This is a genomic window from Clavibacter sp. CT19 (genome assembly GCF_027858075.1).
GTDB lineage: Bacteria > Actinomycetota > Actinomycetes > Actinomycetales > Microbacteriaceae > Clavibacter > Clavibacter tessellarius_A.
Map to the genome: position 1 here is coordinate 251,205 of NZ_JAQHYR010000004.1, position 6,659 is coordinate 257,863.

At 75.0% G+C, this 6,659-nt stretch carries 5 protein-coding genes; 1 reads left to right on the forward strand and 4 read right to left on the reverse strand.

The annotated features are described in order from the left end of the window. Positions 1-62: 62 nt before the first annotated feature. Entirely contained in the window at positions 63-1,526 is a 1,464-nt protein-coding gene (locus PED38_RS07090; RefSeq protein WP_063070098.1) for a cryptochrome/photolyase family protein, read from the reverse strand. A gap of 150 nt (positions 1,527-1,676) precedes the next feature. Here PED38_RS07090 and PED38_RS07095 point away from each other — a divergent pair, with 150 nt between their 5' ends. Beyond that, positions 1,677-2,993, forward strand: a complete 1,317-nt coding sequence (locus tag PED38_RS07095) for a nicotinate phosphoribosyltransferase (protein WP_270980523.1) — start codon at positions 1,677-1,679, stop codon at positions 2,991-2,993. Positions 2,994-3,015: 22 nt separating this feature from the next. Here PED38_RS07095 and PED38_RS07100 read toward each other — a convergent pair whose 3' ends face one another. The 3 genes from PED38_RS07100 to PED38_RS15910 form a co-directional block, all read right to left on the reverse strand. After that, complete coding sequence (locus PED38_RS07100) at positions 3,016-3,303, reverse strand: DUF3039 domain-containing protein (protein WP_270980525.1); 288 nt, start codon at positions 3,301-3,303, stop codon at positions 3,016-3,018. A gap of 105 nt (positions 3,304-3,408) precedes the next feature. Next, on the reverse strand, positions 3,409-4,980 hold the full coding sequence (locus PED38_RS07105; RefSeq protein WP_270980528.1) for an ABC transporter permease: 1,572 nt from the start codon (positions 4,978-4,980) through the stop codon (positions 3,409-3,411). Continuing rightward, positions 4,956-6,659 (reverse strand): ABC transporter ATP-binding protein (locus PED38_RS15910; protein ID WP_442870653.1); only part of this gene is annotated, 1,704 nt, incomplete at its 5' end. The genes PED38_RS15910 and PED38_RS07105, both read right to left, overlap by 25 nt.

Below are 6,659 nucleotides of genomic sequence, written 5' to 3' on the forward strand. Positions count from 1 at the left end.
CGCCAGCCTACCGGCGGGCCGCACGCCGACCGGCGGCAGGACGGGCCCGGGCGACCCGCCGCTCACATGGACCGCCGCGCGTCCTCTTGGGCGACCAGCTCCGGCAGGTCGGTCAGCCGCTTCAGACCCGCGAGCGGCTGGGCCATGCGCGCGTTGCCGCGGAAGCGGCCCTGGTTGCGATCGAGGAACCACCAGTAGCCCGCGGTGTACGGGCACGCCGTGGGCCCGACGCGCACCTTGGGGTCGAACGGGCAGCCTCCGCAGTGGTCGGTCATCCGGTCGATGTAGGCGCCGCCTCCCGCGTACGGCTTCGTCGCCATGCGGCCGCCGTCGGCGTGCAGCGCCATGCCCACCACGTTCGCGGGCATGACCCACGGGGTGCCGTCGACGAACGAGTCGATGAACCAGTCGTTCATGGCCGCGGGGTCGTAGCCGCGTTGGAGCGCGAGGTTGCCGAGGATCATCAGCCGCTCGATGTGGTGCGCCCACCCGTGCGTGCGGACCTTGTCGACCACGTGGGCGAGGCACGCGGCCTCGATGCCCGACGCGTCGAGCTCGAGCAGCGCGGTGGGCACGCCCCGATGCGCGTCGAGCCGGTTCTGCGACGTGTAGTCGTGCTCGAAGGCCCAGTAGAGGTGCCACACGTAGTCGCGCCAGCCCATGATCTGCCGGACGACGCCCTCCACGCTCCGGATGGGCGCGCGGCCCGCGGCGTGCTCGGCGACGATGCGCTCGATGACGTCCGCCGGATCCAGCACGCCCATGTTCATGGTGGCGCTCAGCAACGAGTGCGCCATGGTCCAGTCGCCCGCGAGGGAGGCGTCCTCGAAGGGGCCGAAGTCGTTGAGCCGGGTCGTGACGAAGTCCTCGAGGGCCAGGCGCCCCTCCTCCGGCGTGACGGCGAACCTGCGCGGGCCGTCCTCGCCGACGAACCGCATCAGCCCCTCGTGCTCCCACCGGTCGAGGTCGGCTCGCACCTCGGCGTCGATGTCGTCCTCCTCGGGCCACCAGGGCTCCGGCAGGCCGAGGCTCGTCGCGCCCTTCGGCGGCCGCTCGCGGTTGTCGTGGTCGTAGTTCCAGCGGCCGCCGACCGGGTCGTCGCCGTCCATGAGGATGCCCGTGCGGGCGCGCGACCAGCGGTAGAAGTCCTCCATCACCAGCCGGTTCGACGTGCGGCCCGCCGTCCACTCGGCGAACTCCTGCTCGCTCGTGACGAAGCCGCGGCTCGGCAGCACCTCGGCCCCGATCTCCGCCACGAGCCGACGGAGCCCGCGCGAGGTGGGGTCGACCACCTCGAGGTCGTCGCGACCCGTGACCACGTCGCGGTAGTGCTCCACCTGGTGGAACTCGACCCGGTCGCCGAGGGCCCGGGCGCGGTGCCGGATGCCCGAGAGGATGAGGTGCGCCTTCGCCCGGTGGTACGGGCGCCGGGCCAGCAGCCCCCGCGACTCGATGAGCAGCATGGGCCCGCCGTCGTCGAAGTGCTCGCCCAGCTGGTCGGCCAGGATCCATCGGGTGCGCTGCATGCTGCGACCCTAGGCCGGACCCCCGACACCGGCGCGGCGCGTGCGCCCGGCCGACCGGCCCGCCTCCGGGCGACGCGCCACCGCGGCGCGACCACCCCGACGCGCCACCGCGACGGGCCGGCCGCGAGGGCGCCGCCCTAGGCTGGGGGCGTGCACCAGGCGACCTCCCTCCTCACCGACCGGTACGAGCTCACGATGCTCGACGCAGCGCTGAAGGCGGGGACCCACGACCGCGAGTGCGTCTTCGAGTGCTTCGCCCGCCGCCTGCCGAGCGGCCGTCGCTTCGGCGTCGTCGCCGGCACCGGCCGTCTGCTCGAGCTGATCCGCGACTTCCGCTTCGGCGACGCGGAGCTCGAGTACCTGCGCTCCGAGCGCGTCGTCGGCGAGGAGGCGCTGGCCTGGCTCGCCGACTACCGGTTCCGCGGCCGCATCACCGGCTACCGGGAGGGCGAGATCCACTTCCCCGGATCGCCGCTGCTCACCGTCGAGGCGCCCTTCGCCGACGGGGTGATCCTCGAGACCCTCGTGCTCAGCGTCCTCAACTACGACTCGGCGGTCGCGAGCGCGGCCGCGCGCATGGTCCAGGTGGCTGGCGGACGTCCCCTCGCGGAGATGGGATCGCGCCGCACGGGCGAGCGCTCGGCCGTCGCGGCCGCGCGCGCCGCCTTCATCGCGGGCTTCAGCGCCACCTCCAACCTCGAGGCCGGCCGCACGTGGGGCGTCCCGACGATGGGGACGGCCGCCCACTCCTTCACGCTCCTGCACGACACCGAGGAGCAGGCCTTCCGCGCGCAGGTCGAGGCGCTCGGGTCGGGGACCACCCTCCTCGTCGACACGTACGACGTGCGCCAGGGCGTCGAGACCGCGGTCCGCGTCGCGGGCACGGGCCTCGGCGCCGTGCGACTCGACTCCGGCGACCTGCCCGTGCTCGTGGGCGAGGTGCGCGCGCAGCTCGACGCGCTGGGCGCCACGGGCACGCGGATCACCGTCACCAACGACCTCGACGAGCACGGCATCGCGGGCCTGGCCGCCTCCCCCGTCGACTCGTACGGCGTCGGCACGTCGCTCGTCACCGGCTCCGGCGCCCCCGCCGCCGGGATGGTCTTCAAGCTCGTCGCCCACCGCGAGGCCCGCGGGCGTGGCGAGTGGGTCGCCGTCGCCAAGCGCTCCACCGGCAAGCAGAGCCGCGGCGGCCTCAAGGGCGCGCTCCGGCGGCATGACGCGGAGGGCATCGCGACGGCCGAGCTCGTCACGGTGGGGCCGCACCCGGATCCGCGGCCGGGCGACCGCGACCTCCTGGTCACGCTCGTCGAGGATGGCGAGCCGGACCCCCGCTGGCTCGGGGCGGAGGGCACCGCCGCGGCCCGCGCGCACCACGCGAGCGTCGTGCGGGACCTGCCGGCGCAGGCGTTCCGGCTGCGAGCCGGCGACCCGGCCATCCCCACCGAGGAGGGCGCGCCCGCCTGATGCCGCGGGGGTCGATCCGGGTCTACTCGGGCTTCATGCCCTCGTAGATGCGCTTGCAGTCCGGGCACACGGGGAACTTCTCGGGGTCGCGGCCGGGCAGCCACTTCTTGCCGCAGAGCGCCTTGACGGGCTTGCCGCTGAGGGCGGACTCGAGGATCTTGTCCTTCTTCACGTAGTGCGAGAACCGCTCGTGATCGCCGGGCTCGATCGTCTCCTGCTCGAGGAGCTCCTCGAGCTCGCGGTCGAGGGTGTCGGTTCCGCCGCCCTGCGTGGGGCTCCCGGGGAACTGTTCGATGCTGAGGATGACCATCGTCCCAGTGTACTTTTCCCCGCCCACCGCGACCCGGGCGGAGGCACGCCCGTGCCGCGGACCGGGCTCAGCGGCGCTGCTCCGGCTCAGCCGCGCTGCCCGGGCTCAGTGGCGCTGCGCGAAGGCCAGCAGCTCGGGACCGCGGCGCTCGAAGACGCGACCGCCGCCGACCACCCCCACGACGAGCGCGAGGACACCGAGCCCGAGGCCCACGACGAGCGACCACGTCGGGTAGGCGCCGCCGTGCACGAGCCCGAGCCAGCCGAGCCACACGGAGGGCAGCGCCAGCACGACCGTGGCGATGAAGGTCAGCGTCGGCACGGTCGACGCGCCGGCGCCGACCGTCTGCGGCGCGTGGAACGGGCTGTCCCCGGGCCGGGAGGCCGGATAGGGGAAGCGCGCCGAGAACAGCGACGCCAGCCCGACCCCGACGAGCAGCACGCCGCCGCTGACGCCGACGACCGACGGCAGCACCGCCGGGTCGCCGAAGCCGAGGGCGCTGAGCGGCGCTCCGATCGCGACCAGCGGCACGCCGATGGCGAGCACCGGCACGAGGCGCCCGATGCGGTCCGCCGTGCCGCGGATCCCCGACACCACGTGCAGCCACACCGCGGTGTGGTCGTGGGCCGTGTCGTTGTGGACGCTCCAGCCGAGGAACAGCGCCATGACCGGCAGCGGGACGAGCGCGAGCACGTGGGCGTCGACGTCCACGATCACGAGCGGGACGAGCAGGACCAGCGGCAGCACGGGGATGAGGACGAGGGTCGCGCGATAGCGGGGGTCGCGGACCCAGTAGGTGATGCTGCGCGCGGCCACGGCCCCCGCCGGCGATGCGCCGAAGCGGCCGAACCAGCCGAGGCCGGTCTGCGTCCGGCCGCCGCGCGCCCGATCCGGTGCCGTGAGGGACCACGGGACGGCCCGCGTCCAGAGGAGCGCGAGGAGCGCCGCGGAGGCGAGCGCGACGAGGAGCATGCCGAGCGCCCCGCCGGCGTCGCCCGCGACGGCGGCGGCGGGAGCGGCCCACGCGGCCCCGATCGGGGTCCAGGCGAGCACGCCCAGGAGACCCCGGACCGGCCGGAGGCCGTCGTCGAGGAGGTCGGCCTGCGCGAGGGCGACGACCACGGGGACGAGGAGCACGGCGACCAGCCCCGCGACGAGGCCCGTCGCCTCCCGCGCGCGGCGCGTGCTGAGCAGCACCGATGCGGCGACCGTGCTCAGCCGCGCGACGAGCACGCAGGTCACGACGGCGGCCGCGGCGGCGAGGATCGCCACCAGGGCGGTCGCGGGATCGCGGGCCCACGTCACGACGGTGGTCAGCGCGACCACCACGAGGGCCGCGCCGGGAGCGCTCACGAGCGCGGCGACGCCCAGAGCCAGGGCCAGGGGACGCGGCTCGAGTCCGTAGGGCGCGAATCTTCGGGGATCCAGGGCGTCGTCGGAACCGAGCACGAGCGGCACCACGAGCGCCCCGAGGACCACGAGCGCTCCCCCGGCGACGACGATGTCGCGCGCGGAGGCGACGTCCGCGTCGCGGAGGCCCGCCAGGGCGCCGATCGCGAGCACCGTGACCAGGACCCCGTACACGGCGGCGACGACGAGCCCGAGCACCTGCCACGGGCTCCGGCGGAACGCGTTGGCGAGGAGGGCGAGCCTCAGTCGGAGAACGAGTGCAACCACGAGAACCCCTCCGCCGTGCGTCGACCGCCGGCCAGCGCCACGAAGCGCTCCTCGAGCGTGCGCCCGGCACGGACCTCGTCCATGGTGCCGGCGGCGAGCACGCGTCCGTTGACGATGATCGCGACGTGGTCGCAGATGCGCTGGATGAAGTCCATGCCGTGGCTGGAGAGCACCACCGTGCCGCCGTGCGCCACGTAGTCCTGCAGGATCTCCACGATGTTCGCCGCCGACACGGGGTCGACCGACTCGAACGGCTCGTCGAGCACGAGCAGGCGCGGCGAGTGGATCATCGCGCAGGCCAGCGCGACCTTCTTGGCCATGCCGGCCGAGTAGTCGGTGACCAGACGCCCGACGGCGTCCTCCAGCCCGAAGGCGGCGACGAGGTCGGCCGAGCGGTCGCGGATCTCCGCCGCGTCGAGCCCGCGGAGCGCCCCCGAGTAGTGCAGGAGCTGCGCGCCCGTCAGGCGGTCGAAGAGGCGCAGCCGGTCGGGGAGGACGCCGATGCTGCGCTTGGCCGTGAGCGGCTCCCGCCAGACGTCGATGCCGTTGACGGAGACCGTTCCGGCGTCGGGGCGCAGGAGTCCCGTGACCATCGACATGGTCGTGGTCTTGCCCGCACCGTTCGGCCCGACGATGCCGTAGAAGGAGCCCGCGCGGACGGTGAGCGCGACCTCGTCCACGGCCACCTTCTCGTCGAAGCGCTTGGTGAGCCCCTGGATGACGAGGACCTCGTCGCCCAGCTCGGGGGCGGCGGCCCGGTCGCCGCGGACGGAGGGCGTGAGCGCCGTCTCGTCCACCCGCGCGAGGCCGGCCCGCGGCGATCGCGGCGCGGTGAGGCTGTCGGTGCGGACGGTGACGACGCGCGGGGGCTCCGGCGCGGGATCCGCAGCGGCGGCGCTCCCGTCGGCGGGCTCCGTCTCGGGTCCGCCCTGCTCCCCTGCCGTCGGTTCCGCCTCGGACGTGGTCGCATCGTCGGTCGCGGTCACGTCGTCGTTCACTGCCACGGTCATTTCGTCGGTCGCGGTCACGTCGTCGGTCGCGGTCACCTCGCCGGCCGCGGTCGCCTCGCCGGACGCAGTCGCGTCATCGGGAGCCGCGTCCGCCGCGCCGGTGTCGGACCCCGACGGGGCCCGGGCGTCGTCGTGCTGCACGCCATCACCGGGCTCCGCGACGGCCTCAGCGCCCTCGTCGGCGCCGTCGTCGGCGGCTGCCGCGTCCCCGGATGGAGCATCGCCGGGGAGGGCGTCCGCGGTTCCGACGGCCTCGTCCACGACGAGCACGTCCGCCACGACGGGCACGTCGTCGTCGGCCGAGGCGTCGTCGGCGGCGTCGTCGTGCGGCTCCTCGCCTCCGGCACGTGCGGCGTGCTCCTGCTCGGCGGCGTCGAGGATCCCCCGCAGCTCCGCGACGGCGTCGTCGCGCTCGGTCGTCGCGGCGACGGATCCGGCGCCCTCCGCCGACGCATCGACCGTCGCGGGGACCGACGGCCCCTGCTCGTCGTCGGACGTCGTGGCGTCCGGACCGGCGTCGACCGCGGTGGCTCCGGCCGGACGCTGCACCCGGGTCCGCTTCCGCACGCGCGGGGATCGCGTGGACGAGGCCGCCGTCCCGTCCGCGCCGTCGTCGCTCGGGGCCGCCGGACGGGCGGCGGGCGGCGTGACGCGGGGCGCCTTGACGCG

Excerpts from the sequence above, each read along its gene's own strand:
- PED38_RS07090 (WP_063070098.1), bottom strand. The coding sequence starts at position 1,526 with ATGCAGCGCACCCGATGGATCCTGGCCGACCAGCTGGGCGAGCACTTC.
- PED38_RS07100 (WP_270980525.1), bottom strand. The coding sequence starts at position 3,303 with ATGGTCATCCTCAGCATCGAACAGTTCCCCGGGAGCCCCACGCAGGGC.